The organism is Streptomyces sp. WM4235 (genome assembly GCF_001279725.1).
GTDB lineage: Bacteria > Actinomycetota > Actinomycetes > Streptomycetales > Streptomycetaceae > Streptomyces.
In genome coordinates this window covers 1-359 of the sequence record NZ_LGDE01000332.1, presented here as the reverse complement: position 1 = coordinate 359, position 359 = coordinate 1, and the positions used below count along the sequence as shown (strand labels likewise).

The 359-nt window shown below is 74.1% G+C and carries 1 protein-coding gene; it reads right to left on the bottom strand.

Annotated elements, in window-relative coordinates; genetic code table 11:
* Window positions 1–359: sigma factor (locus ADK55_RS21030; RefSeq protein ID WP_267887357.1), on the bottom strand; the 359-nt coding region annotated here is incomplete at both ends.

Here is a 359-nt window from a genome sequence, read left to right as displayed (position 1 = left end):
GCTGCTTGCCGCCGGGAAAGCAGGGGTATGCCCGGAGGCCAAGGACGACGGCGGCCTCGGCGGACGGCATGTCGGCCGTCACGGGCGGGTTCCAGGCGCGGGCGGTGCGTCGGCGGCGCAGCACGGAGCGGGAGGTGTTCACGACGGCGGTGCGCAGGTAGCCGAGCGCGTTGTCCACCTCCTTGATCTCCTCCCCGTGCCGCCGGTAGAGGGCGGTGAAGGCGTCCTGCACCACGTCCTCGGCGGTGGCCAGGTCGTCGACGAGGAGCACCGCGAGGCGGACCATGCGCAGCCGGTGCGCGTGGTACAGCTCGCTGACGGTGGGCGGGGGCGGGGCGTCGCCGTACCCGGTGGTCTCC